Source organism: Geodermatophilus sp. URMC 62 (assembly GCF_052931475.1).
The window spans coordinates 597,329-622,210 of the sequence record NZ_JBRFHY010000001.1; the positions used below are offsets into that span (position 1 = coordinate 597,329).

Below are 24,882 nucleotides of genomic sequence, written 5' to 3' on the forward strand. Positions count from 1 at the left end.
CCGCCGCGTCACTGCGACACGGCATCCATCCCTCGGAGGATAGGACGGCGGTCCCGGCGTGGTCACCGGCGTGACGGGCGTCTCGATGCGTTCGATCGCGTGCCACCGGGTAGGGCGCCAGTGATCACACGCCCGAGACGAGCACCCGAGACGAGGGAGACCCCATGCCCCGACTGACCGTCGGCACCGAGAACGGCCAGCCCGTCGAGCTGTACTACGAGGACCACGGCACGGGCCGCCCGGTCGTGCTCATCCACGGCTGGCCGCTGTCCGGCCGCTCCTGGGAGGCGCAGGTCGGGCCGCTGGTGGAGGCCGGCCACCGGGTCGTCACCTACGACCGCCGCGGCTTCGGCGCCTCCTCGCAGCCCTGGACCGGCTACGACTACGACACCTTCGCCGCCGACCTCGACGCGCTGCTCACCGCGCTGGACCTGACCGACGTCACCCTCGTCGGCTTCTCCATGGGCGGCGGCGAGGTCGTGCGCTACCTCTCCCGCCACGGCGCCGCCCGGGTCCGCAGCGCCGTCCTGGCCGCCGCCGTCCCGCCCTACCTCTACAAGAGCGCCGAGAACCCCGACGGCGGCCTCGACGACGCGACGATCGAGCAGTTCCAGCAGGGCGTCCGCACCGACCGGCTGGCCTTCCTGGACGGCTTCACCAAGGACTTCTTCTCCCCCGGCGGCTCGGGGCTGCTCACGAGCGCGGCCGTGAGCGAGGAGCAGCGCCGCTACGCCTGGCAGATCGCCGCGTTCGCCTCGCCGAAGGGCACGCTCGACTGCATCACCGCCTTCGGCCGGACCGACTTCCGCCCCGACGTCGCGGCGGTGACCGTGCCGACCCTGGTCATCCACGGGGACAGCGACGCCATCGTGCCGCTCGAGGTCAGCGGCAGGCGCACGCACGAGGCCATCGCCGGCAGCGAGCTGGTCGTCATCGAGGGCGGCCCGCACGGCGTCAACGCCTCGCACCCCGAGCAGTTCAACCGGGCGCTGCTGGACTTCCTCGCCCGCTGAGGGACCTGACCGCAGGGCCCGCCGCACCGCAGGTGCGGCGGGCCCCTCCGCGCGCGCCACCCACCGATGTCGTCCCAGACGTCTTGCGCCACCATGACCCGATGACTGCCGACGCGCCCGCGGGTCTGCCCGCCGAGCTGTTCACCACCATCGACCACGTCGGCATCGCGGTGCCCGACCTGGACGAGGCGATCGCCTTCTACGCGGCCACGTTCGGCGTGCGCTCGGTGCACGAGGAGACCAACGAGGAGCAGGGCGTCCGCGAGGCGATGCTCGCCGTCGGCAGCGGCGACACGCGCATCCAGCTGCTGGCACCGCTGACCCCCGAGTCGACGATCGCGAAGTTCATCGGCCGCTCGGGCCCCGGCCTGCAGCAGCTCGCCTTCCGGGTCGACGACGTCGAGGCGGTCGGCGCGACCCTGCGCGAGCGCGGCCTGCGACTGCTCTACGACACCCCGCGGCGCGGCACCTCGGACAGCCGGGTCAACTTCGTCCACCCCAAGGACACCGGCGGGGTCCTCGTGGAGCTGGTGGAGCCGGCGCGCGGCGCCGGGACCACCCGACCGGAGAGCTGACCGGGTCCCTACCCATCGGTAACATCTGCCGCCGCACTGCCCCTCCACCGACTCACGAGCCGACGAAGACCCGGGAGACCGCGTGAAAGAGATCAGGGACGCCATCCTCACCGACCAGCTGGCCGACATCGGCGGCCTGCCGGTGCCGGAGTCCTACCGGGCCGTGCTGGTCCGCAAGGACGAGCAGGACATGTTCGCCGGCCTGCCGACCAAGGACAAGGACCCGCGCACGTCGCTGCACGTGGAGGAGGTGCCCACCCCCGAGCTGGGCCCGGGGGAGGCGATCGTGGCCGTGATGGCCTCCTCGGTGAACTACAACACCGTCTGGACGTCGATCTTCGAGCCGGTGAGCACCTTCGGGTTCCTGGAGCGCTACGGCCGGCAGAACGCCCTCACCCGCCGGCACGACCTCCCCTACCACGTGGTGGGCTCCGACCTGGCCGGTGTGGTGCTGCGGGTGGGTCCGGGGGTGAACCGGTGGTCTCCCGGTGATGAGGTGGTGGCGCACTGCCTGTCGGTGGAGCTGGAGGACCCCGCCGGCCACGACGACACGATGCTCGACCCGCAGCAGCGGATCTGGGGCTTCGAGACCAACTTCGGTGGCCTGGCCGAGCTCGCGCTGGTCAAGTCCAACCAGCTGATGCCCAAGCCCGCCCACCTGACCTGGGAGGAGGCCGCCGCACCCGGGCTGGTGAACTCCACCGCCTACCGGCAGCTGGTCTCCCGCAACGGGGCGGCGATGAAGCAGGGCGACGTGGTGCTCATCTGGGGCGCCTCGGGCGGGTTGGGCTCCTACGCCACGCAGATGGCGCTGGGCGGCGGCGCCATCCCCGTCTGCGTCGTCTCCAGCCCCGAGAAGGCCGACATCGTCCGGTCGATGGGCGCGGAGCTGGTCATCGACCGCACGGCCGAGGGCTACCGGTTCTGGCGTGATGAGGAGACCCAGGACCCCAAGGAGTGGCAGCGCTTCGGCAAGCGGATCCGGGAGCTGACCGGCGGCGACGACGTCGACATCGTCTTCGAGCACCCCGGCCGGGAGACCTTCGGCGCCAGCGTCTACGTGGCCAAGAAGGGCGGCACGATCGTCACCTGCGCCTCCACCAGCGGCTACATGCACTCCTACGACAACCGCTACCTGTGGATGAACCTCAAGCGGATCGTGGGGTCGCACTTCGCCAACTACAAGGAGGCGTGGGAGGCCAACCGGCTCATCGACAAGGGCCTGATCCACCCGACGCTGTCGAAGGTGTACGCGATGGAGGAGGTCGGGCAGGCCGCCTGGGACGTGAAGAACAACGCCCACCAGGGCAAGGTCGGGGTGCTGACCCTGGCCCCCCAGGAGGGCCTGGGCGTCAAGGACACCGAGAAGCGCGAGCAGCACCTGACCGCGATCAACCGCTTCCGCGGCGTGTGAGCGGTCCCGTGGGCCCCGCCCCCGGCACGGCCTCGGCGGGGCCCACGCTCCGTTGAGCACGGGGCACCGCCCGGCCCGTCCCGCGCGGTGACGCCCTCCGGCCGACTCTGCGAGGATGGTCTCATGAGCGACCCCCGCCGCGACCTGCTGCCGATGCGCGAGGCCCAGCACTCGTTCGACGTGGTGCTGCGGGGCTACGACCGGCACCAGGTGGCCGAGACCATCGAGCGGCTCGAGGCCGACATCCGCGTGGCCCTGGCCGATCGGGACGCCGCGGCGAGCCGGTCGACCGACCTCGCCGGCCAGCTGTCGGCGATGCACGCCGAGATCGAGCAGCTGCGCCGCAAGGCCGCCAACGCCGGTCCGGCGACGTTCGAGAACATGAGCGAGCGCATCTCGCACATGCTGCGGCTGGCCGAGGAGGAGGCCGCCGACATCCGCGGTCAGGCCGAGCAGGAGGCCCGCGCGCTGCGCGAGCACACCGCCGCCGAGGAGCGCGCGATGCTCGAGCGCCAGGCGGCCGGCCGGGCCGAGGTCGAGCGCATCCTCGCCGAGGCCCGCCAGAACGCCGAGCAGATCGCCAGCAAGGCGCAGATCCGCGCCGACGAGCTGGTGGCCAAGGCCCAGGAGAAGGTCGCCCGGCTCGACGCCGAGTCGCAGGCCCGCCGCGCCAAGGTCGAGGAGGACTTCGAGATCGCGCAGCGGGCCCGCCGCGCCGAGGCCGCCCGGCACGAGGAGGAGCGCGAGCGGGCCTCCTCCCAGGCCGCCCGGGACCGGGTCGCCGCCGCCGAGGCGCACGCGGCCGCCGTCGTCGGCGAGGCCGAGGCCTCCGCCGCCGCCGTCCGGCGGATCCGCGACGAGCTGGCCGGCCGGCTGGGCGAGGCCCGTCGGGTGCTCGCCACCCTCCCCGACCTCGCCGACCGGCAGCAGGCGGCGCGCCCGGCCCCGCAGGGTCAGGCACCGCAGGCTCCCCGCGGTCCGGCGCCGCAGCCCCCGCAGGGCCAGCCCGTCCCGGCGTCGCAGGAGCCGGCGCCCGCGCGCGGCGACGGCCAGGGCGCCCAGACCGCGGCGCAGCCGGTGGTCGGTCCGCGCACCGCCGTCCAGCCGGCCGTCGGCCCGCAGACGGCGGTGCAGCCGGCCGTGCGGCCGCAGACGGCACCGCAGCCGGTGCCGCCGCGGCCCACGCCGCACACCCGGTCGCCGGAGTCCCCGGCCGGTGGCGCCGGCGAGGCCGCGGCGGCGCGTCAGCCCGCCCGGGCGCCGGCTCCGCCCACCCAGCCGGCCGTGCAGGCGCCCGTGCAGCAGAACGGCGCCGCCTCCCCGGCCGCGCAGACCCAGGTGATCCGGCCGGTGTCCGCGCCGGACCAGGGCGGCGCGCCCGGGCGGCACGCGAGCGACGCCCCGTCCGGCTCCACCCGGACCGTCCCCGGCGAGCGGCCGGAGGCCGGCGGGTCCGAGGGGGTGCGGACGGCGGTGCAGCCCGCCGTGGGCTCCGACGCCCGCGACGACTCCCGCGACGACTCGCCCGCCGACACCGGCGGCCAGCCGGCCGTGCCCGGTCGCCGCTGACGGCTGCCACCCCGTCCGGGCCGCTCCGCGCGCGCCACGGACCGCGACACGGTAGGCAGTGTCCGTGTCTGGAGTGGACGGACCGGGGCGCGCCGGTCCGTCGGGTGCACCGGGCGCCCCCTCCCCCGCGCTGCGGCCCCCGGGCCGGCACCCCGCACGGCACCGGGCCCGTGTCAGCGGGCTGCTCGTGCCCTTCCTCAGCGGTGTGCTGCTGACGCTGGCCGTCCTCCTCGGCGGTGCCGCCCTGCTCGTGGCGCTGGACGACCCTCCGTCCGCCGCGGGCGGTGACCCGGGGAGCACGGCCCCGGGGAGCACGGCCCCGGGGAGCACCGCACCGGGAAGCACCGCACCAGGGAGCGGGGAGCCGTCCTCGCCCGCGGCGGTCCCGTCCGACCCGCCCGGTGGCAGCCCCGCGGTCGGGGCCACGGTGACCGGCTGGCTGCCCGACGCGCTGCCGGAGGACACCGACCTGGTCGCCTCGGCCGCCGTCCGCGACGAGCTCGCCGCGCAGGGCGTGCCGGCCGACCGGCTGCGCCCGGCGGAGGACGGCGTACCGGGCGGGACGCTGCTGGCCGTCGTCGGCCCCGCACCGGCGGGGTCGCGCGTGCTGGCCCGCTTCGACCGGCCCGGCGACGGCAGCGAGCTGCTGGTGGTCGACCCGGCACCCGGTGAGCCGACCACCGAGGAGCTCGACGGTCGCCGGGCGCTGGTAGCGGCGCTGCTGGCCAACCCGACCACCGGTGCCACCGGCCCGACCGCGGACGTCCTGTCCCGGGCCGACGTGGACCGGCGGCTGCTCAGCCTGCTCGCCGCCCTGGCCGCCCGTGACGGGATCGGCATCGGTTCCTTCCCGGCGCTGACGGGTGAGCAGGGGTCCGCCGTCCCGGCGCGGCGCGTCGTCCTCTCCGCCCTCGGCGGTGCGCCCGTGCCCGGCGACCCGGCCGCCACGGACCGGCTCGTGACCTGGCTCGAGGCGCAGCTGCCGCCGTTCGCGCCCGACGAGGTGCAGGTGACCGACGACGGCGTGCTGGTCGCCTTCCGCTACGTCCCCGACCCCGACGCCGTGGTGACCGCCGCCACCCGGTGACGACCGGTGACGACCGGTGACGACCCGCCCGGGGCACCCCCCAGGTGCGGGCGGGTCGCCGACCCGGTAGACCCTGGGCCATCCCCACACACCCGCGGTCCGGCCGCGGGGCTCTGAGCAGCGGAGGCACCTGTGACGAGGACGAGCCGGGTCCTGGCGGTGACGGCCCTGGCAGCGGCCGTCACGGGCCTGCCCATGGCGACGGCGAGCGCGGCCCAGGGCGGCCTGCTGCGACTGGCGCACCTGTCCCCCGACACCCCGGCCGTCGACGTCTACGTCGACTCGGTCGCCGACCCGGCCGCCGGCCAGGTGTTCCCCGGCGTCGACTACGGGACGGTGTCGGCGTACCAGGACGTGCCTCCCGGCACCTACGCGATCAGCATGCGCGCGGCCGGGGCCGACCCGGACAGCCCGCCGGTGCTGTCCACGACCGTGCAGGTCACCGCCGACAGCGCGCGGACGGTGGCCGGCGTCGGCCCGTTCGCCGACCTCGGGCTGGAGGTGCTGCAGGACGACCTGACGCCTCCCCCGGCCGGCAGCTCCCGGCTGCGCGTCATCGCCGCGGCGGCTGCGGCCGACACCCTCGACGTCGCCGTCCCCGGCGGCCCGACCCTCGCCACCGACCTCGCCTTCGCCGACACCACCGGCTACGTCGACGTCCCGGCGGGCGCCACGAGCATCACCGTGACCCCCGACGACGGGCAGCCCACCGAGCTGCCGGTGCAGGTCGCCGCCGGCTCGGTGTACAGCGTCCTGGTGCTCGACGCCCCCGGCGGCGGGCTGACCGTGCAGACGGCACTGGACGCCGCGAGCCCGGGCGTCGTGCCGGTCGGTGGCGTGGAGGCCGGGGCCGGCGGCACGGCGGCTCCGGAGGGCCCGTCGCTGCCCGTCGTGGCCGTCGCGGTCGGCGGCTCCCTGGCGGTGGGGGCCGGCCTCCTGGCGACGGCACGGGCGGTGCCGTCGCGGGCCCGGGCGGCCGGGGCTCCCCGCGTCCGGGGTCGGCACGCCAGGCGCTCCCGGACGCGGTGACCGGCACCCGGTACCGCGAGACCGTCCGGCAGCGGCACCGCGCTCCGGGGCGGCAGCCGCGGCACCGCGCGTCGCGCCGGCGCGGCGCGGTCGGCCTCCGGCTGGTCCTGACCGTCCTCGCGCTGGGCGCCGCTGCGCTCGCCCTGCTCGCCCCTCCCGGTCCGGCACCCGCCTCGGCCGGCACCGGCACGGCCGGCACGGCCCCGGGGCCCGTCGTACTCGCGACGCAGCCGGGAACCGCTCCCGCGGCGCCCACCCGGGTGCGCGTGCCGGCCATCGGGCTGGACAGCGGGCTGATCGGCCTCGGCCTGGACGCCGCCGGGGCGCTGGAGGCGCCGGCCGACTACGGCACGGCCGGGTGGTACGCGGGCGGGACCGTCCCGGGGGCCGTCGGGCCGGCCGTGGTCGCCGGCCACGTGGACTCGGTCGACGGTCCCGCGGTCTTCTACCGGCTGCGGGAGCTCGCCCCTGGCGAGGAGGTGTTCGTCGACCGCGCCGACGGGACGACGGCTCGCTTCACCGTCACCGAGGTCGAGCGGCACCCCAAGGACGCGTTCCCGACCCGGGAGGTCTACGGGCCGACCGCGGACGCGCAGCTGCGGCTGATCACCTGCGGCGGCGACTTCAACCGCTCGGCGCGCAGCTACGAGGACAACGTCGTCGTCTTCGCGACGCTGACCGGGTGAGCGGCGGGGTCCTCCCGCTAGTGGCGGCGGCCCCGGGCTCGCCAGCAGGCGGTGTGCCAGTGCCGGCGGAGGTCGGCGGCCGAGTCGGTGTCCCAGGGAGCGAGGTCGGAGTCGCGCGCGTACGCCGGCCAGGTCACCAGGTGCGGCGTCCCGGGGCGGACCTCCTGGTCGCAGCCCGGGCAGCGGTAGGCCTTCGTGGTGGCCGACCCGGTGAGCGACCGGACCGCCCAGTCGCCGTCCGTGGCCTCCTCGACCGGGTCGGGCCGACGCGACAGCGGGGGGCGGCCGCCCGGCCGCCCCCCGCCGGTGCGTCGTCCCCGGCGAGGCACTGCCTCAGCGGCGCGAGTAGTCCCGGAACCCGCGGCCGGTCTTGCGGCCGAGGTAGCCGGCGGTGACCAGGTGCTCCAGCAGCGGCGCCGGCGCGAAGCCCGGCTCGCGGAACTCGGTGTAGAGCTCCCGCTCGATCGCCAGCGACACGTCCAGGCCCACGACGTCGAGCAGCTCGAAGGGGCCCATCGGATAGCCGCAGCCGACCTTCATCGCCGCGTCGATGTCATCGGCGGTGGCGTAGTGCGCCTCCAGCATCTTCACCGCGTCGTTGAGATAGGGAAACAGCAGCGCGTTGACGATGAACCCGGCCCGGTCGGTGCAGGACACCGCGTGCTTGCCCAGCCGCGCGCACACCGCGTGCGCGGTGGCCGCGACCTCGGGCGCGGTGGCGATCGTGCTGACCACCTCCACCAGCTTCATCACCGGCGCGGGGTTGAAGAAGTGCAGGCCCACGACGTCGCCGGGCCGCTCGCTGGCCTGGGCGCACTCGATCACCGGCAGGCTCGACGTCGTCGTCGCCAGCACCGCACCGGGCCGGGCGATCTCCCCGAGGGCGGCGAACAGCGCCTGCTTGACCGCCAACGACTCCACCACGGCCTCGATCACCAGGTCTGAGTCGGCGAACTCCTCCAGCGACGTGGTCCCGCGCACCCGGCCCAGCACCTCATCGCGGCCGGCCTCCGCCAGCCGGCCGCGGGCGACCTGCTTGTCCAGCGACTTGCGCAGCGCGGTCTGCACCGCGGCGACCTTCTCCGCCGAGCGGGCCTGGAACAGCACGTCGTAGCCGCCCTTGGCGACCACCTCGATGATGCCGGTGGCCATCGTCCCCGACCCCACCACCCCGACGGCCGACACCGGGCGGGCCCCGGCGGCGGCACCGCCGGGCACCGGCGTGCTCTCATCGGCCACGACCTCGGCGGAGTCGCGGCCGGCGTAGGTGTAGAAGCCGCGGCCGGACTTCCGGCCCAGCAGCCCGGCGGTCATCATCTGCTTGATGATCGGGCTGGGCGCGTGCAGCCGGTCACGCGACTGCTTGTACATCGTGTCGAGGATCTCATAGGCGGTGTCGATGCCGATGAGGTCCATCAGCGCCAGCGGCCCCATCGGCAGGCCGCAGCCCCACCGCATGGCCGCGTCGATGTCCTCGCGGCTGGCGTAGCGGTTCTCATACATCGACACCGCGTGGTTGAGATAGCCGAACAGCAGGGCGTTGGCGATGAACCCGGCCTTGTCCCCGATGGTCACATCGACCTTGCCCAGCCGCGCGGCCAGCGCCTCGACGTCGGCGACGACCGCAGGCTCGGTGACCACGGTGCGCACCACCTCGACCAGCTTCATCACCGGCGCCGGGTTGAAGAAGTGCATCCCGATGACCTTGCTCGGCCGCCCGGTGGCCACCGACAACTCGGTCACCGACAGGCTGGAGGTGTTCGTCGCCAGGATCGTGTCCGGCGGGCAGACCTTGTCCAGCTGGGCGAACAGCTCGGTCTTGAGCTCCATCCGCTCCGGAACGGCCTCGATGACCAACTCGGCGGCGGCCAGGTCCTCCAGGCAGGTCGAGTACCGGATCCGCCCCAGGATCTCGTCCCGCTCGGCGGTCTCCAGCTTCCCGCGGGCCACCGCGCGCTCGGTGGACTGCTCGACGTGCGCCCGGCCGCGGGCCAGCGCCTCCTCACCGATCTCCACCGCGGTCACCGACAGGCCCGCCCGGGCCATGACCTCGGTGATGCCCGCACCCATGGTGCCCAGCCCCACCACCCCGACCTCGGTCAGTTCTCTGGCCACGCTGCCATCCCTCCACAACGGATCGTCGGCGACGAGTCTCTCACCACGCCGGCCCCGTCCCGAGGCTCACCCCGAGCGGATCCCGCGAGGGTGAGGAGGACGGGGTCCGTCGTCAGAACAGCCGCTGGGTGGGGTCGTCGGTGCCCTTGAGGACGGCGTAGTCGACGGTGACGCAGTCGATGCCGCGGTCGTGGGCCAGCACCCGCGCCTGCGGCTTGATCTCCTGCGCGGCGAAGACGCCCTTCACCGGGGCCAGCAGCGGGTCGCGGTTGAGCAGCTCGAGGTAGCGGGTCAGCTGCTCGACGCCGTCGATCTCCCCGCGCCGCTTGATCTCCACGGCCACCGTCGCGCCGTCGGCGTCGCGGCAGAGCAGGTCCACCGGGCCGATCGCCGTCGGGTACTCGCGGCGGACCAGCTGCCACCCGGCCCCGAAGGTCTCCACGTGCAGGGCCAGCAGCCGCTGCAGCTCGGCCTCGACGCCGTCCTTCTGCAGGCCGGGGTCGACGCCCAGCTCGTGGGAGCTGTCGTGCTCGACCGACTCGATGGTGATGACGAGCTGCTCACCGGCCTTGTTCGTGACCGTCCACGTGCCGGCCCTGCCGTCCGGGGTGTCGACGAGCTCGTCCTTCAGGGAGCAGGGCGGCGTCATCCAGTTCAGCGGCTTGTAGGCGCGGTCGTCGGCGTGCACCGACACCGAGCCGTCGGCCTTGACCAGCAGCAGCCGGTTGGCCATGGGGAGGTGGGCGGTCAGCCGCCCGATGTAGTCGACCGAGCAGCGGGCGATGACCAGGCGCACGGGCGCCGACGGTACCGGGCCGGCCGGCCCGGCCGTCGGGAACCGGACCGGCCGCCCGGGCGTCGGAGGACCGTGACCCGTCGCGTGACCCGTCGGAGGACCGGAAGGCGGAGCGCGGCGCGGGCCGCGGGCCGCGCCGCCGCGCTGGTCCTGCTGCTGACGGTCGCGGCCTGCGCCTCCGGCGGGGCCGCGCCGTCCGGGGACGTCGGCGCCCCGTCGTCCGGCCCCGCGCCGCTGCCGACGGGTCTGGTACTCCAGGTCGCCGAGACCGGCGGCTTTCCCGCGCCCGCGGAGCTGGCCACCCGCCTGCCGCTGGTCACCGTGTACGGCGATGGCCAGGTCCTCACCCAGGGGCCGCGCATCGCGGTGTGGCCGGCGCCGGCGCTGCCGAACGTGCAGGTGCAGGAGGTCGACCGGGCGACCGTGCGCGACCTGCTCGACCGGGCGGTGGCCGCGGGGGTGACGGGCACCGGCGACCTCGGGCAGCCGCCGCTGGCCGACGCGACGACGACCCGCTTCACCCTCGTCACCGAGGACGGGACCGCCGTCCGGGAGGTGTACGCGCTGGCCGAGACCCCCGACGACGCCCTGACCGCGGAGCAGCGGGAGGCCCGCGGCCGCCTGCGCGACCTGCTCGACGAGCTCACCGGCCTGCCGGGGACGACGCGGCCCTACGTCCCGCAGACGGTCGCCGCGGTCGTGCAGCCCCACACCGGCGGCGACCCCGAGCTGACGCAGCCCGACGTGGCCTGGCCGGGACCGGAGCTGCCCGGCCCCCCGCTCGGGGCGGGGCTGACGTGCGTGAGCGCGACCGGGCAGCAGGCGGCCGACGTGCTCGCCGCCGCGGCCTCGGCGAACGCGCTCACCCCGTGGGTCACCCCGGACGGCGGCCGCTGGTCGATCGTGCTCCGGCCGGCGCTGCCGCACGAGAGCGGGTGCGCCGACCTCGGGTGATCGCCCCCGTCGTCCCGTAATCCGGCCCTCCTACAGGGTCCCGCCGCGAGCGTGCGAGTGGTGGGGGCAGGAGGGTCCTTCAATCGGTCCAGACCGGCGGGCGCTTCTCCAGGAACGAGCGCATGCCCTCGCGGGCACCGTCGAGCTGGCTGGCGGCGGCCATGACCTCGACGGCGGTCGTGTAGGCGTCGCGCTCGGGACGGTCGAGCTGGGCGTACATCGTCTGCTTGCCCCAGGCCTTGCTGGCCCGCGACCCGCGGACGGCCCGCCCCAGCAGGTCGTCGACGGCGGCGTCCAGGTCGGCGTCGGGCACCACGCGGTTGACCAGGCCCCAGTCCAGCGCCGTCCGGGCGTCGATGACGTCGCCGGTCAGGGCCAGCTCCATCGCCCGCTTGCGCCCGACGTTGCGCGCGATGGCCACCATCGGGGTGTGGCAGAACCAGCCGCCCTTGCCGCCGGGGGCGGCGAAGCCGGCCGACTCGGCCGCGACGGCGAGGTCGCAGGAGGCGACCAGCTGGCAGCCGGCGGCGGTGGCCAGGGCGTGCACCCGCGCGAGGACCACCTGGGGCACCGACTGGATGGTCTCCATCAGCTCCGTGCACAGCGCCAGCAGGCTGCGCACCTCCGGCAGCGGCGCGTCGACGACGTCGGCGAAGTCGTGCCCGGCGCTGAACACCGGCCCCTCGGCAGCCAGCACGATGCCGGCCGCGTCCGACCGGCCCACCTCGGTGACGGCGGCCAGCAGCTGGCCCAGGTGCTCCCGCGACAGGGCGTTGCGCTTCCGCGGCCGGCACATCGTGATGCGGACGACGTCGCCGTCACGCTCCACCCGCGGAGCGCCCTCTGCAGTCATGTGAGGGACCTCACCACGCGCCCTCCCCGGGAGGCAACGGAGGCTGGAGGCGTGCAGCCCGAGGACGTCACCGACACCGCACCGCGAGCCGCCGGGCGGACCCTGTTCAGCCAGGGCTGGCGCGACGTCGCCTTCCTGCACTGGGCGGTCGACCCCGCGCTCGTCGCGCCGCTGCTGCCGCCGGGGACCTGGCCGGACACGACCCCGGACGGGCGCACATGGGTGGGCCTGGTCCCCTTCCGCATGCGCCGGATCGGCGTCCTCGGCTCCCCCGGGCTGCCCTGGGTGGGCTCGTTCCTCGAGACGAACGTGCGGCTGTACTCCGTGGACGCGCAGGGCCGTCGCGGCGTCGTCTTCCGGTCCCTGGACGCCGACCGGCTGCTGCCGGTGCTCGTCGCCCGCGCCGCCGGACTGCCCTACCTGTGGGCGCGGATGCGGTTCACCCGCGACGGCGACCGGGTGACCTACACCTCCCGCCGGCGCTGGCCGGGCCCCCGCGGCGCCGGCGGCCGGATCGAGGTCGGGGTGGGACCGCGGCTGACCGACCCCGGCCCGCTCGAGCGCTTCCTCACCGGCCGGTGGGGCCTGCACCAGACCTGGCGCGGCCGCACGCGCTACTGGCCCAACGAGCACCCGGCCTGGCCGCTGCACCGCGCCGAGCTCCTGACCTGGGACGGCGACCTGCTCGCCGCGGCCGGGCTGCCCGGAATCGGCGGCCCGCCGGACAGCGTGCTGTTCTCCCCGGGGGTCGACGTCCGCTTCGGCCCGCGGCTCTGACGACCCGCCTCAGACGGGGGCCGCCACCCGCTCGTCGAGTCCGCGGGCACGGCGGACCACGTCGACGACCTGGCCCATGATCTCGTCGAGCCCGAAGTCCTTCGGGGTGAAGACGCGGGCCACCCCCTGCTCGCGCAGCCGGCGGGCGTCGCTGTCGGGGATGATCCCGCCGACGACCACCGGGACGTCGTCCAGACCGGCCTCGCGCAGGCCCCGCAGGACCGCCGGCACCACCTGCAGGTGCGAGCCGGACAGCACCGACAGGCCGACGACGTCGACGTCCTCCTCGACGGCGGCCGACACTATCTGCGCCGGCGTGAGCCGGATGCCCTGGTAGACCACCTCGAAGCCGGCGTCCCGGGCGCGGACGGCGATCTGCTCGGCGCCGTTGGAGTGCCCGTCGAGGCCCGGCTTGCCGACGAGGAACCGCAGCCGGCCGCCCAGCTCCTCCCCGGTGGCCCGCACCCGCTCGCGGACGGCGGTCAGCGTCTCGTCGGCCTCGCCGCCGCCGGTGGCCGCCGCGACCCCGGTGGGGGCGCGGTACTCGCCGAAGACCTCGCGCAGGACGCCGGCCCACTCCCCCGTCGTCACGCCGGCGCGGGCGCACTCGAGGGTGGCCGGCACCAGGTTGACGTCGCTGCCGGCCGCCTCGCGCAGCGCGGCGAGCGCCCGCTCGACCGGACCGGGGTCGCGCCCGGCGCGCCACGCGCGGACGGCATCCTGTGCGGCGGCCTCGACGGCGGGGTCGACGACCTGGATGGCGGCGTCGAGGTCGGCCAGCAGCGGGTTGGGCTCGGTGCTCTGGAACCGGTTGACGCCGACGACGACGTCCTCACCGCTCTCCATCCGCCGCCGGCGGCGGGCCAGCGAGGCGACCAGCTGGCCCTTCATGTAGCCGGACTCGACGGCGGCGACCGCCCCGCCGAGCTCCTGCACGCGGGCGATCTCGGCGCGGGCACCCTCGACGAGCTCGGCGACCTTCCGCTCGACCACGACCGACCCGGTGAACAGGTCGTCGTACTCGAGCAGGTCGGTCTCGTAGGCCAGCACCTGCTGCAGCCGCAGCGACCACTGCTGGTCCCACGGCCGGGGCAGGCCCAGTGCCTCGTTCCACGCCGGCAGCTGCACCGCGCGGGCGCGGGCGTCCTTGGACAGCGTGACCGCGAGCATCTCCAGCACGATCCGCTGGACGTTGTTCTCCGGCTGCGCCTCGGTCAGGCCCAGGGAGTTGACCTGCACGCCGTACCGGAAGCGGCGGTGCCTGGGGTCCTGCACGCCGTAGCGCTCGAGGGTCAGCTCGTCCCAGAGCTGGGTGAAGGCGCGCATCTTGCACATCTCCTCGACGAAGCGGACGCCCGCGTTGACGAAGAAGGAGATGCGGGCGACCACCTCGCCGAAGCGCTCGGGCGGCACCTGCCCGGAGTCGCGCACCGAGTCCAGGACGGCGATCGCAGTGCTCATCGCGTAGGCGATCTCCTGCACCGGCGTCGCCCCGGCCTCCTGCAGGTGGTAGCTGCAGATGTTGATCGGGTTCCACTTCGGCATCGCCGTCACGGTGTAGGCGACCATGTCGGTGATCAGCCGCATCGAGGGCCCGGGCGGGAAGACGTAGGTCCCCCGCGACAGGTACTCCTTGATGATGTCGTTCTGCGTCGTCCCGGCCAGCTGGGCGACGTCGTGGCCCTGCTCCTCGGCCACGGCCTGGTAGAGCGCGAGCAGCCACATGGCGGTGGCGTTGATCGTCATCGACGTGTTCATCTCGTCGAGCGGGATGCCGTCGAACAGCGCCCGCACGTCGCCGATGTGCGTGACCGGCACACCGACCTTGCCGACCTCACCGACCGCCAGCTCGTCGTCGGGGTCGTAGCCGGTCTGCGTCGGCAGGTCGAAGGCCACCGACAGGCCGGTCTGCCCCTTGGCCAGGTTCCGGCGGTAGAGCGCGTTGGACTCGGCCGGCGAGGAGTGGCCGGCGTAGGTGCGCATGACCCAGGGGCGGTCGCGCTCCCGCGGCTGCGAGGGGAACGGCATGCCCGCGGAGTGTAGGGGCTGCTACCGGCCAGTAGCGGCCCCGATGGGGGGACGTCAGCGGTGGCACACTCGGGGAAGGACCCTCGTGCCCCCGCCCCTCGCTCCGCTCGGGCCGGGCCCCCTGCACGAGGGCCGGTCGTGCCGAGGGAGGACGGGTGCTCCAGCCGGGCAGCCTCAGCTACATCGCCGGACCGGTCGTCGCGGTCGTGGTGATGGTCCTGCTGGCCCTGTTCATGCGGTGGGCCTTCGGCAGCGGCGGTGCCGGCAGCGGCCGCCGGAGCCCGGCACCGTCCGACGACGGGCTGCTCACCCGCGTGGCCACCCTGTCGCGCCGGGAGTCGGCCCTCGCCCTGCGCGCGGTGCTCTCCGACGCCGGGATCCGCTCGACCGTCCGCTTCCCCACGGCGCACCGGGCCGACGTGCTGGTCTTCCCGGAGGACGCCGCCCGCGCCCGCGAGCTGGCAGCCTCCTTCCCCGCGGCGTGACGGACCCCGCGGCCCACCCGCTCGCGGCGGGGTCCTGCGCCCGGAGCCGCTAGTCGGGGCGCTCGACCCGCCGGACCTGCGCACCCAGGCCGCGCAGCTGCTCGACGAAGTCGGGGTAGCCGCGGTCGACGTGGTGCACGTCCTGCACCTCGGTGACGCCGTCACCGACCAGCCCCGCCAGCACCAGCCCCGCGCCGGCGCGGATGTCGGTGGCGAGCACAGGGGCGCTGGAGAGCCGCTCGCGGCCGCGGACGACGGCGTGGTGGCCGTCGATGCGCACGTCGGCGCCCAGGCGCACGAGCTCGTTGACGAACATGAACCGGCCCTCGAACACGTTCTCCGTGATGAGCGCCGAGCCGGTCGACACCGCCGCGAGCGCGACCGCCATCGGCTGCAGGTCGGTCGGGAAGCCCGGGAAGGGCAGTGTCACGACGTCGACCCCCCGCGGCCGGTCGTCCATCGCGACCCGGACGCCGTCGGGCACGACCTCCACCGTGGCGCCGGCGCCGGCCAGCTTGTCCAACGGGACGGCGAGGTGGTCGGCCACGGCCCGCTCGACGACGACGTCGCCGCGGGTCATCACGGCGCCGATGGCCCAGGTGCCGGCAACGATCCGGTCGGGCACGGTCGTGTAGGTGACCGGCGCCAGCCGGGTCACGCCCTCGACGGTCAGCGTGGAGGTGCCCGCGCCGTCGATCCGCGCGCCCATGGCGGTGAGCATCGAGCAGATGTCGACGATCTCCGGCTCGCGGGCGGCGTTGTCGATGACGGTGGTGCCCTCGGCGAGCACCGCGGCCATGAGCAGGTTCTCGGTGGCCCCGACCGACGGGAAGTCCAGCCAGATCGACGTCCCGCGCAGCCGGGGCGCACTGGCGACGAGGAAGCCGTGCTCGCTGTGGATGGAGGCACCGAGCCGCTCGAGGCCGGAGATGTGCATGTCCAGCCCGCGCGAGCCGATCGCGTCACCGCCGGGCAGCGCGACCCGGGCGCTGCCGCAGCGGGCGACCAGTGGGCCGAGCACGCTGATCGAGGCGCGCATCTTGCGGACCAGGTCGTAGTCGGTCTCGGTCGCGGGGACCTCGGGGACGTCGACGACCACGCGCCCGCCACCGCCCGGGTGGCCTGATCGCTCGTAGGTGACGCCGCAGCCGAGCCGACGCAGCACCTCGCTCATGATCGAGACGTCGAGGATGTCGGGGACCTCCTCGACGGTGGTCCGACCGGAGGCCAGCAACGCGGCGGCCATGAGCTTGAGGGCGCTGTTCTTCGCCCCCGTGACCCGGACCCGGCCGGTCAGGGCCGTGCCGCCGGTCACCTCGAAGCACTGCACCGGCACACCCTACGGTGGCCCCGCTGCGGGGTCCCGCCTCTGCCCACCGCCTACTCTCGGGAGCCATGACCGTCCGGCTGACCCGCATCTACACCAGGACCGGTGACGCCGGCCAGACGCACCTGGGCGACATGAGCCGGGTCGCCAAGACCGACCCGCGGCTGGTCGCCTACGCCGACGTCGACGAGGCCAACAGCGCGCTCGGCGTCGCGCTCGCGCTCGGCTCGCCGTCCACGGAGCTGGTCGAGCTGGTCCGCAGCGTGCAGAACGACCTCTTCGACGTCGGCGCGGACCTCTCGACCCCGGCGGTGCCGGACCCGCAGTACCCGCCGCTGCGGGTGACCGCCGCCTACACCGAGCGGCTGGAGGCGGCCTGCGACGAGCACAACGAGGCGCTGCCGGCGCTGACCAGCTTCATCCTCCCCGGGGGGACGCCGCTGGCCGCGCTGCTGCACCAGGCGCGGGTCGTCGTCCGGCGGGCCGAGCGCAGCGTGTGGGCGCTGCTCGGGGCCGACGGCGAGCGCACCAACCCCGAGACGGCGCGCTACCTCAACCGCCTGTCGGACCTGCTGTTCATCCTCGCCCGCGAGGCCAACCCCGGCGGCGACGTGCTGTGGGAGCCCGGCGCGCACAGCGGCGTGCACGCCCAGCGCGCGGCGCGCCGCGAGGGCTGAGCGCCCTCCTGTCAGCGCCCCGGGGGCGCGGACTCCACCCAGGAGAGGAAGCCGGTGACCGTCGAGGGCTCCATCGCGAGCTCCTTGCGCCCACTACTGGTGGCACAGGACAGGACGACGACGTCGTCGGGCAGCGCCACGTCGTCGCGGGCGGCACCGCGGCGGCCCTCGATGCGCATCTCGCTGCGGCACAGCCGCTGCTGGGGACGGACCGACAGCGACAGGCCCCGGTACCAGAGCAGGGCGTCCCCGCCGTACCAGGCCACACCCACCGACCAGCGGGAGCTCCCGGCCGGCCGCAGCCACATGGTGACCGCGCCGAGCCCGGTCAAGAGCAGGCGGCGGCGGAGCAGGAAGGCGACCACCAGGGCGACCACGAGCGTCACCGCCAGGACGATCAGGAACGTGGTCACCGGCGGGTCGCGCGCCCCGCGGAACGGCCCTCGTGCACGGACCCGGGCCGAGCGGGGCGAGGTCCGGGGGGCACGAGGACCTCAGTCGGCCTGGCCGGCGGCCCGCAGCCGCGACTGGGCGCGGCGGGCGGCGGCGAGGGCGTCAGGGTCGTCGCCGCCCTCCTCGGCCCGGCGCAGCGCCTCGCGGGCGCGCTCGACGTCGATCTCGGAGGAGATCTCGGCGGTCTCGGCGAGGATGGACACCCCGCGCGGGGTCACCGAGAGGAAGCCACCGTGCGCGGCGACGACCAGGTCCTCGCCCTCGGTGGTGCGGATGGTCACGACGCCGCCGGGAGCCAGCTCGCCGAGCAGCGGGGCGTGGCTGGGCAGGACGCCGATCTCACCCTCGGTCGTGCGGGCGATGACCATGTTCGCCTCACCGGACCAGATGATCCGCTCGACGGCCACCAACTCGACCTGCAGGGTCGCCACGACACTCCTCCGGGTCCACCGACGAGCGGTGCTCAGGACGCCGGCCGGGCGGGCGCGGCGACGGTCCTGCTCACTCTAGCCGCGCGACCGGGGACGCCCGGCGCGGGCCGGGCGGCGCCACCTGTCCGTGCGATCCGGGAGCGGAAGGGGTTCCTGCTTCAGGCCGCCCGGCGGTACAGCAGCGTCCAGCGCCCCACCCGCACCCACGGGTGGCGGACCGTCGAGGCCGGGGCCCAGTCCTCGGTGTCGAAGCAGCGGGCGTCGACGTGCGGCACCGGTGCTGAAGGCGGCCAGGTCCAGCCGGGGTCGATCGCCCCGGCACCGGGCAGCCGGATCGGCGTGCCGTCCGTGCTCGTGGCGTCCAGCCAGTCCATCGTCGTCTCCCGCAGTGCGCGTCCGGTCCCTCCGGTCACCACCTGCTCGATCGGCAGGGATGCTGCTGCACTTGAGGGGCGACCGCCAGGCCCCTGCCCACGGACCCGGGCGCACAATCACCCCCGGTCGGCGGCACGGAGCGTCCCGACGCACGGTGAGGACACCGGTACGTCGACACCATGACGCGCCACCGCGACGCACGACGGCCGGGCCCCCGTGCGGGGACCCGGCCGTCGCCGGTGACGTGCGGGAACGGCCCCCTCGCAGGGTCCCGCCGCGAGCTCACGAGTGGCGGGGGCGAGGGGGTCCTTCGTCAGCCGCGCTTGAGCTTCTCGGCGTTGCGCTCGAGGTCCTCGAGGCCACCGCACATGAAGAAGGCCTGCTCGGGCACGTGGTCGTAGTTGCCCTCGGTGAGCGCCTTGAAGGCCTGCAGGGTCTCCGAGAGCGGCACGTACGAGCCGGGCTGACCGGTGAACGCCTCGGCCACGAACATGTTCTGCGAGAGGAAGCGCTCGATCCGCCGCGCGCGCTGCACGGTGACCTTGTCCTCCTCGGACAGCTCGTCGATGCCGAGGATCGCGATGATGTCCTGCAGCTCCTGGTAGCGCTGCAGGATCTGCTTGACCGTCTGGGCGACCTGGTAGTGCTCCTGCCCGACGTACTGCGGGTCGAGGATCCGGCTGGTGGAGTCCAGCGGGTCGACGGCCGGGTAGATGCCCTTCTCCGAGATCGGCCGCGAGAGCACGGTCGTCGCGTCGAGGTGGGCGAAGGTCGTGTGCGGAGCGGGGTCGGTGATGTCGTCGGCGGGCACGTAGATCGCCTGCAGCGAGGTGATCGAGTGACCGCGCGTCGAGGTGATCCGCTCCTGGAGCTCGCCCATCTCGTCGGCGAGGGTCGGCTGGTAGCCCACGGCGGAGGGCATGCGGCCCAGCAGCGTGGAGACCTCGGACCCGGCCTGGGTGAACCGGAAGATGTTGTCGATGAAGAGCAGCACGTCCTGGTTCTGCTCGTCGCGGAAGTACTCCGCCATCGTCAGCGCCGACAGGGCCACCCTCAGCCGGGTGCCCGGCGGCTCGTCCATCTGACCGAAGACCAGCGCGGTCGAGTCGATGACGCCGGACTCCGTCATCTCGGTGATGAGGTCGTTGCCCTCGCGGGTGCGCTCGCCGACGCCGGCGAACACCGACACGCCACCGAACTCCTGGGCGACGCGGCGGATCATCTCCTGGATGAGCACCGTCTTACCCACGCCCGCCCCGCCGAACAGGCCGATCTTCCCGCCGGCCACGTACGGCGTCAGCAGGTCGATGACCTTGATGCCGGTCTCGAGCAGCTCGGTGCGGCCCTCGAGCTGGTCGAAGCGCGGCGCGTGCCGGTGGATCGACCAACGCGGCAGATCCGCGCCGTAGCCGGGGGTGTCCAGGCACTCGCCGAGCGCGTTGAACACGTGGCCGGTGACGCCCGGGCCGACCGGGACGCTGATCGGCGTGCCGGTGTCGGTGACCTCGGCGCCGCGGACCAGTCCGTCGGTCGGGGCCATGGAGATGGTGCGGACCACGTTGTCACCCAGGTGCTGGGCGACCTCGAGGGTCAGGGTCTTGCCCAGGTCGGCGAGGGTCACGTCGACGTGCAGGGCGTTGAACAGGTCGGGCATCGCGTCGCGCGGGAACTCGACGTCGACGACCGGCCCGGTGACCCGGACGACGCGGCCGGTCGTCTGGGTGGTCGGACGGTCCTCGGTGACGGTCATGGGGAGTGCTCTCCTGCCCTCGCAGCTTCAGTGGTCTCGCAGTTGCAGTGTCCCCGTCCGCGGCGACGGCGGGGGGACCGGTCGGTCAGTCGTCGGCGCCGGCCGAGACCAGCGCGTCGGCGCCACCGACGATCTCGCTGATCTCCTGGGTGATCTCCGCCTGCCGGGCCTGGTTCGCCTGGCGGGAGAGGTTCTTGGCCAGCTCCTCGGCGTTGTCGGACGCCGACTTCATCGCCCGCCGCCGCGACGCCGACTCCGAGGCGGCTGCCTCGAGCATCGCCGCGTAGATGCGGGTGGTGACGTACTTGGGCAGCAGGGCGTCGAGCAGCGCCTCGGGCGAGGGCTCGAACTCGTAGGAGGTGGGGACACCGCTGTCACCGGCCGGCCGGCCGCCTGCCGCCTCGTCGTCGTCCCCGTCACCGCCCTCGACGTCCTCGGGGTCCATCGGGGCCAGCCGCTTGGCGACCGGCACCTGGGCCAGCAGCGACCGGAACTCGGTGTAGACGATGTGCACCTCGTCGACACCGCCACTGCGGTCGCCGTCCTCGGCGGGCTCGAAGACGTCGATCAGCGCGCGACCGACCTCCTGCGCGTCCGAGTAGGCCGGCTGCTCGGAGAACCCGGTGAAGGTGTCCTCCACCGGCCGGTCGCGGAAGGAGTAGTAGGTCTCCCCCTTGCGGCCCACGACGTAGAGGACGGGCTCCTTGCCCTGCTGGCGCAGGGTGCCGAGCAGCTCCTCGGTCCGGCGCAGCACGTTGACGTTGTAGGAGCCGGCGAACCCCCGGTCGGAGGTGATCACCAGGACCGCCGCCCGTCGGGTGTCGGTGCGCTCGTTGAGCAGCGGGTGCTCCAGGGACGCCGAAGCCGAGAGCGCGGTCAGCACGCGGGTGATCTCCCGGGCGTAGGGCTTGGAGGCCTCCACCCGGGCCTGCGCGCGCACGATGCGGGCACCGGCGATCAGCTCCTGAGCCGAGAAGATCTTCTTCGTCGACTGGGTGGAGCGGATGCGGCGCCGCAGTGCGCGGAGGGAGCCGGCCACGTCAGGCGCTCTTCGTCGTCGAGACGCCCTGGGCGGTGGCGCCCGCCTCGTCGTCGTCGGTCAGCGAGCTGCCGTCCGTCGTCGTGAAGTTCCGGTAGAAGCCCTCGACGGCCCGCTCGAGGCTGCCGACGGCGTCGTCGCCGAGCGTCCGCGAGGTGCGGATCTCGTCGTAGACGCCGGGCTCGGCCCGGGCGATGTGGTCGAGGAACTCCGACTCGAAGCGGCGGACGTCGCCGACCGGGACGCGGTCGAGCCTGCCGGTGGTGCCCAGCCACAGCGAGACGACCTCGCGCTCGACCGGGTAGGGCTGGTACTGCCCCTGCTTGAGCAGCTCGACGAGGCGCTGGCCGCGGTCCAGGGTGGCCCGGCTGGAGGCGTCGAGGTCGGAGGAGAAGGAGGCGAAGGCCTCCAGCTCCCGGTACTGGGCCAGGTCCAGGCGCAGCCGGCCGGCGACGGACTTCATCGCCTTGATCTGCGCCGAGCCACCGACCCGGGAGACCGAGATGCCGACGTTGATGGCCGGGCGGACACCGGAGTTGAACAGACCGGTCTCGAGGAAGATCTGACCGTCGGTGATCGAGATGACGTTGGTCGGGATGTAGGCCGAGACGTCGTTGCCCTTGGTCTCGATGAGCGGCAGACCGGTCATCGACCCGGCACCGAGCTCGTCGGAGAGCTTCGCGCAGCGCTCCAGCAGCCGGGAGTGGAGGTAGAAGACGTCGCCGGGGTAGGCCTCGCGGCCCGGCGGGCGGCGCAGCAGCAGGGAGACGGCGCGGTAGGCCTCGGCCTGCTTGGACAGGTCGTCGAAGACGATGAGGACGTGCTTGCCCTCGTACATCCAGTGCTGGCCGATGGCCGAGCCGGTGTAGGGGGCGATGTACTTGAAGCCGGCCGCCTCCGACGCCGGCGCCGCCACGATGGTCGTGTACTCCATCGCCCCGGCCTCCTCGAGGGAGGCGCGGATGGCGGCGATCGTCGAGCCCTTCTGGCCGACCGCGACGTAGATGCAGCGCACCTGCTGCGCCGGGTCCCCGGTGGCCCAGGCCTGCTTCTGGTTGATGATCGTGTCGGTGACGATCGCGGTCTTGCCGGTCTGCCGGTCACCGATGACCAGCTGGCGCTGGCCGCGCCCGATCGGGGTCATGGCGTCGATCGCCTTGATCCCGGTCTGCAGCGGCTCGTGCACCGACTGGCGCTGCACCACGGTGGGCGCCTGCAGCTCCAGTGCGCGGCGGCCGGTGGTCTGGATCGGGCCGGCGCCGTCGATGGGGTTGCCCAGCGGGTCGACGACGCGGCCGAGGTATCCGTCACCGACCGGGACCGACAGGACCTCCCCGGTGCGCCGGACCTGCTGGCCCTCCTCGATGCCGGCGAAGTCACCGAGGATGACCACGCCGACCTCGCGGACGTCGAGGTTCAGGGCCAGGCCGCGGACGCCGCTCTCGAACTCGAGCAGCTCGTTGGTCATGACCGAGGGCAGGCCCTCGACACGCGCGATGCCGTCGCCGGCCTCGGTGACCATCCCGACCTCTTCCCGGGAGACGTCCGGGGAGTACTCGGTGACGTAGTTCTGGATGGCACTGCGGATCTCGTCCGCGGAGATCGTCAGCTCGGCCATGGCTCGCGTCCTCTTCCCTGCTGGGTGTGCTGCTGGGTGCTGTCTGGTGGTTCGGTGGGCGGGTCTCGCGGGGTCAGCCGGTGAGCCGGCGGCCCGCGATCTCGAGCCGGTTGGCGACGCTGCCGTCGATGACCTCGTCCCCGACGCGGACGACCAGGCCACCGAGGACGTCGGGGTCGACGGTCACCTGCAGGCCGATCGCCCGCCCGTAGATCCGGCCGAGGACGTCGCGCAGCCGCTGCTCCTGGGCCGCGGTGAGCGGCGTCGCCGTCGTCACGTGGGCGACCGACCGGCCCCGCCGCGCGGAGGCGGCCTCCGAGAGGCGTTCCACCCGGTTCTCCGCGTTGCCGACGTGCCGGGCGGTCAGGGAGTTCCGCAGCAGCTGCTCGGTCACCGGGCTCACCCGGCCGGAGACCAGCCGGTCGAGCAGCGCGGTCTTGCCCTCCACGGGCGCACTGTCGTCGGAGAGGATGCGCGAGAGCTCGGGGTCGCCGGCGACGATCCGGCCGAACCGGAACAGCTCGTCCTCGACGCCCTCGAGCTCGCCACGGGCCTCCGCGGCGTCCAGCGCGGCCTCGGTGGCGAGCGTCTCGACGGCCTCGACGAGGTCCAGCGGCCGCGACCAGCGCTGCCGGGCGACGGTCTGCACGAGGTCGACGGTGGCCTCCGACACCCGGCCGCCGAGGATGCGGCCGACCAGGCCGGCCCGCTCGACCGGCTTGGCCGCGGGGTCGGACAGGGCCCGGCGCAACGCGATCTGCCCATCGAGCAGCCGCGCGACGGCGAACAGCTCGTCGGCCAGGGCGAGCAGCCCCGGGCCCGCGGCCCCACGGGTGGTCTCCGCCAGGCGCTCGCGCGAGAGCACGAGCGCCTGCCGGCTGGAGGCGTCCATCAGCGGTCGCCGCCGGGCACGAACACGGTGCTGCCGGTGCGCCCGTCGGGCGCTCCGCCGCCGGTCATGCCGTCGAGCTGGTCGAGGAAGCGGTCGACGGTGCCGCGGCGACGGGCGTCGTCCTCGAGGGACTCCCCCACCACGCGGCCGGCCAGGTCGACGGCCAGGGCGCCGATCTGGCCGCGCAGCTCGGTGACGATCGACTGCCGGTTGGCCGCCAGCTGCTCCTCGCCGCGGGCGACGATCCGGGCCGACTCCTCCTGCGCCTGGGCCCGCAGTTCCTCGAGGATCTGCTGCCCCTCGGCGCGGGCCTGGTCCCGGATCTGGGCGGCCTCGGTGCGCGCCTCGGCCAGCTGGGCGCGGTACTGCTCCAGCGCGGCCTTGGCCTCGGCCTGCATCGCCTCGGCCCGCTCGATCCCGCCCTCGATGGCCTCCCGGCGTGCCCGGAAGACCTGCTCGAAGCGCGGCGCGATGAGCCGGAAGAACACGATCATGACGACCGCGAAGGCGATCAGGCCGATGATGATCTCGCCGAGCGGCGGCAGGAGGGGGTTGTGCGCTTCCTCCGCTGCGAGGGTTCCCATGGTCTCAGTGTCCCTGTCTGGAGTCGGTGACCGTGCCCGTGGGCACGAGTCAGATGCCGAAGACGAAGGGGACGACGAAGCCGATGAGCGCGAGGGCCTCGGAGAGAGCGAACCCGAGGAAGGCATAGGTCCGGGTCAGGCCGGCCGACTCGGGCTGACGCGCGGTGGCCTGGATGTAGGCGGCCCACACGATGCCGACGCCGATGCCCGGGCCGACAGCGGCGAGGCCGTAGCCCACGGAGCCGATGCTGCCGCTCAGCTCAGCGAAGATATCCAGATCCATGACGGGGTGTTCCTCCTGTGTCGTCGCCCGGGCGCTCCGGGCGGCTTGCGGGGGTCGTGCGGGTGGTGCGGT

26 protein-coding genes are annotated in these 24,882 nt (G+C 74.3%); 11 read left to right on the forward strand and 15 right to left on the reverse strand.

All coding sequences use genetic code 11. The features are described 5' to 3' along the window. Nucleotides 1–164 precede the first annotated feature (164 nt). The 7 genes from ACU616_RS02790 (at nucleotide 165) to ACU616_RS02820 (ending at nucleotide 7,373) form a co-directional block, all read left to right on the forward strand. Nucleotides 165–1,013 (forward strand): alpha/beta fold hydrolase, encoded by an 849-nt coding sequence (locus tag ACU616_RS02790; RefSeq protein WP_446756968.1) that lies wholly within the window; start codon nucleotides 165–167, stop codon nucleotides 1,011–1,013. A 101-nt stretch (nucleotides 1,014–1,114) separates the two neighbouring features. Continuing rightward, entirely contained in the window at nucleotides 1,115–1,588 is a 474-nt protein-coding gene (mce, locus tag ACU616_RS02795; RefSeq protein WP_446756969.1) for a methylmalonyl-CoA epimerase, read from the forward strand. 82 nt (nucleotides 1,589–1,670) lie between these two features. Beyond that, nucleotides 1,671–3,002, forward strand: coding sequence for a crotonyl-CoA carboxylase/reductase (gene ccrA, locus ACU616_RS02800; protein WP_446756970.1), 1,332 nt, complete (start codon nucleotides 1,671–1,673; stop codon nucleotides 3,000–3,002). Between the two features lie 123 nt (nucleotides 3,003–3,125). Further along, on the forward strand, nucleotides 3,126–4,571 hold the full coding sequence (locus ACU616_RS02805) for a hypothetical protein (RefSeq protein ID WP_446756971.1): 1,446 nt from the start codon (nucleotides 3,126–3,128) through the stop codon (nucleotides 4,569–4,571). Between the two features lie 187 nt (nucleotides 4,572–4,758). Next, nucleotides 4,759–5,658 carry a hypothetical protein gene (locus tag ACU616_RS02810; protein WP_446756972.1) on the forward strand — a complete coding sequence of 300 codons (900 nt, stop codon included), beginning with the start codon at nucleotides 4,759–4,761 and terminating at the stop codon, nucleotides 5,656–5,658. Between the two features lie 132 nt (nucleotides 5,659–5,790). Next, complete coding sequence (locus ACU616_RS02815; protein WP_446756973.1) at nucleotides 5,791–6,687, forward strand: DUF4397 domain-containing protein; 897 nt, start codon at nucleotides 5,791–5,793, stop codon at nucleotides 6,685–6,687. Beyond that, complete coding sequence (locus tag ACU616_RS02820; RefSeq protein WP_446756974.1) at nucleotides 6,684–7,373, forward strand: class F sortase; 690 nt, start codon at nucleotides 6,684–6,686, stop codon at nucleotides 7,371–7,373. The genes ACU616_RS02815 and ACU616_RS02820 overlap by 4 nt, the downstream gene beginning before the upstream one ends. Before the next feature lie 17 nt (nucleotides 7,374–7,390). On the opposite strand, the gene ACU616_RS02825 is transcribed toward ACU616_RS02820, so the two are convergent. The 3 genes from ACU616_RS02825 to nucS form a co-directional block, all read right to left on the reverse strand. Further along, on the reverse strand, nucleotides 7,391–7,702 hold the full coding sequence (locus ACU616_RS02825; RefSeq protein WP_446756975.1) for a hypothetical protein: 312 nt from the start codon (nucleotides 7,700–7,702) through the stop codon (nucleotides 7,391–7,393). 4 nt (nucleotides 7,703–7,706) lie between these two features. Further along, entirely contained in the window at nucleotides 7,707–9,488 is a 1,782-nt protein-coding gene (locus ACU616_RS02830) for a 3-hydroxyacyl-CoA dehydrogenase family protein (RefSeq protein WP_446756976.1), read from the reverse strand. Between the two features lie 112 nt (nucleotides 9,489–9,600). Beyond that, nucleotides 9,601–10,284 carry an endonuclease NucS gene (nucS, locus tag ACU616_RS02835; protein ID WP_446756977.1) on the reverse strand — a complete coding sequence of 228 codons (684 nt, stop codon included), beginning with the start codon at nucleotides 10,282–10,284 and terminating at the stop codon, nucleotides 9,601–9,603. Between the two features lie 84 nt (nucleotides 10,285–10,368). On the opposite strand from nucS, the gene ACU616_RS02840 reads away from it, so the two are divergent. Continuing rightward, nucleotides 10,369–11,238 (forward strand): hypothetical protein, encoded by an 870-nt coding sequence (locus ACU616_RS02840; protein WP_446756978.1) that lies wholly within the window; start codon nucleotides 10,369–10,371, stop codon nucleotides 11,236–11,238. Between the two features lie 79 nt (nucleotides 11,239–11,317). Here ACU616_RS02840 and ACU616_RS02845 read toward each other — a convergent pair whose 3' ends face one another. After that, entirely contained in the window at nucleotides 11,318–12,091 is a 774-nt protein-coding gene (locus ACU616_RS02845) for an enoyl-CoA hydratase-related protein (protein ID WP_446756979.1), read from the reverse strand. 51 nt (nucleotides 12,092–12,142) lie between these two features. Between ACU616_RS02845 and ACU616_RS02850 the strand changes: the two genes are divergently transcribed. Continuing rightward, nucleotides 12,143–12,868 carry a YqjF family protein gene (locus tag ACU616_RS02850; RefSeq protein ID WP_446756980.1) on the forward strand — a complete coding sequence of 242 codons (726 nt, stop codon included), beginning with the start codon at nucleotides 12,143–12,145 and terminating at the stop codon, nucleotides 12,866–12,868. Nucleotides 12,869–12,877: 9 nt separating this feature from the next. Here ACU616_RS02850 and ACU616_RS02855 read toward each other — a convergent pair whose 3' ends face one another. Then, nucleotides 12,878–14,896, reverse strand: coding sequence for a protein meaA (locus ACU616_RS02855; RefSeq protein ID WP_446756981.1), 2,019 nt, complete (start codon nucleotides 14,894–14,896; stop codon nucleotides 12,878–12,880). Between the two features lie 155 nt (nucleotides 14,897–15,051). On the opposite strand from ACU616_RS02855, the gene ACU616_RS02860 reads away from it, so the two are divergent. Next, the gene (locus ACU616_RS02860) at nucleotides 15,052–15,381 is read left to right on the forward strand and encodes a hypothetical protein (protein WP_446756982.1); all 330 of its coding nucleotides are present in this window, start codon (nucleotides 15,052–15,054) and stop codon (nucleotides 15,379–15,381) included. A gap of 49 nt (nucleotides 15,382–15,430) precedes the next feature. Here the strand turns inward: ACU616_RS02860 and murA are convergent, their stop codons facing one another. Beyond that, nucleotides 15,431–16,711 (reverse strand): UDP-N-acetylglucosamine 1-carboxyvinyltransferase, encoded by a 1,281-nt coding sequence (gene murA, locus ACU616_RS02865; protein ID WP_446756983.1) that lies wholly within the window; start codon nucleotides 16,709–16,711, stop codon nucleotides 15,431–15,433. Nucleotides 16,712–16,776: 65 nt separating this feature from the next. On the opposite strand from murA, the gene ACU616_RS02870 reads away from it, so the two are divergent. Next, complete coding sequence (locus ACU616_RS02870; protein ID WP_446756984.1) at nucleotides 16,777–17,385, forward strand: cob(I)yrinic acid a,c-diamide adenosyltransferase; 609 nt, start codon at nucleotides 16,777–16,779, stop codon at nucleotides 17,383–17,385. Nucleotides 17,386–17,396: 11 nt separating this feature from the next. Here the strand turns inward: ACU616_RS02870 and ACU616_RS02875 are convergent, their stop codons facing one another. The 9 genes from ACU616_RS02875 to atpE form a co-directional block, all read right to left on the reverse strand. Then, entirely contained in the window at nucleotides 17,397–17,798 is a 402-nt protein-coding gene (locus ACU616_RS02875) for a DUF2550 domain-containing protein (RefSeq protein WP_446756985.1), read from the reverse strand. Nucleotides 17,799–17,879: 81 nt separating this feature from the next. Continuing rightward, nucleotides 17,880–18,269 (reverse strand): F0F1 ATP synthase subunit epsilon, encoded by a 390-nt coding sequence (locus ACU616_RS02880; protein ID WP_446756986.1) that lies wholly within the window; start codon nucleotides 18,267–18,269, stop codon nucleotides 17,880–17,882. A 158-nt stretch (nucleotides 18,270–18,427) separates the two neighbouring features. Further along, the gene (locus ACU616_RS02885; protein ID WP_446756987.1) at nucleotides 18,428–18,682 is read right to left on the reverse strand and encodes a hypothetical protein; all 255 of its coding nucleotides are present in this window, start codon (nucleotides 18,680–18,682) and stop codon (nucleotides 18,428–18,430) included. A 275-nt stretch (nucleotides 18,683–18,957) separates the two neighbouring features. Continuing rightward, the gene (gene atpD / locus ACU616_RS02890; protein WP_446756988.1) at nucleotides 18,958–20,394 is read right to left on the reverse strand and encodes a F0F1 ATP synthase subunit beta; all 1,437 of its coding nucleotides are present in this window, start codon (nucleotides 20,392–20,394) and stop codon (nucleotides 18,958–18,960) included. An 85-nt stretch (nucleotides 20,395–20,479) separates the two neighbouring features. Then, the gene (locus ACU616_RS02895; protein ID WP_446756989.1) at nucleotides 20,480–21,433 is read right to left on the reverse strand and encodes a F0F1 ATP synthase subunit gamma; all 954 of its coding nucleotides are present in this window, start codon (nucleotides 21,431–21,433) and stop codon (nucleotides 20,480–20,482) included. Nucleotide 21,434: 1 nt separating this feature from the next. Next, the gene (atpA, locus tag ACU616_RS02900) at nucleotides 21,435–23,051 is read right to left on the reverse strand and encodes a F0F1 ATP synthase subunit alpha (RefSeq protein ID WP_446756990.1); all 1,617 of its coding nucleotides are present in this window, start codon (nucleotides 23,049–23,051) and stop codon (nucleotides 21,435–21,437) included. Nucleotides 23,052–23,124: 73 nt separating this feature from the next. Continuing rightward, nucleotides 23,125–23,943, reverse strand: coding sequence for a F0F1 ATP synthase subunit delta (locus ACU616_RS02905; RefSeq protein ID WP_446756991.1), 819 nt, complete (start codon nucleotides 23,941–23,943; stop codon nucleotides 23,125–23,127). Then, nucleotides 23,943–24,527 (reverse strand): F0F1 ATP synthase subunit B, encoded by a 585-nt coding sequence (locus ACU616_RS02910; RefSeq protein WP_446756992.1) that lies wholly within the window; start codon nucleotides 24,525–24,527, stop codon nucleotides 23,943–23,945. The genes ACU616_RS02905 and ACU616_RS02910 overlap by 1 nt, the downstream gene beginning before the upstream one ends. Nucleotides 24,528–24,576: 49 nt before the next feature. Then, entirely contained in the window at nucleotides 24,577–24,810 is a 234-nt protein-coding gene (gene atpE, locus ACU616_RS02915; RefSeq protein ID WP_446756993.1) for an ATP synthase F0 subunit C, read from the reverse strand. Between the last annotated feature and the right edge of the window lie 72 nt (nucleotides 24,811–24,882).

What these genes read in the sequence shown, in the direction of transcription:
- ACU616_RS02790 (WP_446756968.1), top strand. Translation starts at nt 165, where the DNA reads ATGCCCCGACTGACCGTCGGCACCGAGAACGGCCAGCCCGTCGAGCTG.
- mce (WP_446756969.1), top strand. Translation starts at nt 1,115, where the DNA reads ATGACTGCCGACGCGCCCGCGGGTCTGCCCGCCGAGCTGTTCACCACC.
- ACU616_RS02805 (WP_446756971.1), top strand. Translation starts at nt 3,126, where the DNA reads ATGAGCGACCCCCGCCGCGACCTGCTGCCGATGCGCGAGGCCCAGCAC.
- ACU616_RS02845 (WP_446756979.1), bottom strand. Translation starts at nt 12,091, where the DNA reads ATGACTGCAGAGGGCGCTCCGCGGGTGGAGCGTGACGGCGACGTCGTC.
- ACU616_RS02855 (WP_446756981.1), bottom strand. Translation starts at nt 14,896, where the DNA reads ATGCCGTTCCCCTCGCAGCCGCGGGAGCGCGACCGCCCCTGGGTCATG.
- ACU616_RS02870 (WP_446756984.1), top strand. Translation starts at nt 16,777, where the DNA reads ATGACCGTCCGGCTGACCCGCATCTACACCAGGACCGGTGACGCCGGC.
- atpD (WP_446756988.1), bottom strand. Translation starts at nt 20,394, where the DNA reads ATGACCGTCACCGAGGACCGTCCGACCACCCAGACGACCGGCCGCGTC.
- atpA (WP_446756990.1), bottom strand. Translation starts at nt 23,051, where the DNA reads ATGGCCGAGCTGACGATCTCCGCGGACGAGATCCGCAGTGCCATCCAG.
- ACU616_RS02905 (WP_446756991.1), bottom strand. Translation starts at nt 23,943, where the DNA reads ATGGACGCCTCCAGCCGGCAGGCGCTCGTGCTCTCGCGCGAGCGCCTG.
- ACU616_RS02910 (WP_446756992.1), bottom strand. Translation starts at nt 24,527, where the DNA reads ATGGGAACCCTCGCAGCGGAGGAAGCGCACAACCCCCTCCTGCCGCCG.
- atpE (WP_446756993.1), bottom strand. Translation starts at nt 24,810, where the DNA reads ATGGATCTGGATATCTTCGCTGAGCTGAGCGGCAGCATCGGCTCCGTG.